The 347-nt window shown below is 58.8% G+C and carries 1 pseudogene; it reads right to left on the bottom strand.

The annotated features are described in order from the left end of the window. Positions 1 to 106 (bottom strand): annotated as a pseudogene (locus EN804_RS38905) (FkbM family methyltransferase); the annotation flags it as partial. Between the last annotated feature and the right edge of the window lie 241 nt (positions 107 to 347).

Below are 347 nucleotides of genomic sequence, written 5' to 3'. Positions count from 1 at the left end.
CCTCCTTCGCCTCGTAGCTGCCGTCGGTGAGCGCCTGCCAGATGACGGGCGACACCTCATCGGAAGAAAGAGGCAGGGCAACTCCATGCACGTCCAGTATTTCCATATCTCAAGCCTTTTCGCAAAATCCGGTCGTCTCGCCGCAACGGTCCCGTATCAACCGAAAATGCTCTACAGCATCGTTGCGGTAACCGGTATGGGTTTTCGCGAGCGACAGTATCACTTGGTACAAATTCCAATGGCCGCCAGGACAGGCGCGTCTCAGGCAGAGCTCCAGGCGACGAGCTCCTTGGCCGGCAGCGGCCTGCTGATCAGATATCCCTGAACCTGGTCGCATCCCAGACGCC

It is taken from the genome of Mesorhizobium sp. M8A.F.Ca.ET.161.01.1.1 (genome assembly GCF_004792105.1).
Lineage (GTDB): Bacteria > Pseudomonadota > Alphaproteobacteria > Rhizobiales > Rhizobiaceae > Mesorhizobium.
This window is presented reverse-complemented; position numbering and strand designations above follow the sequence as displayed.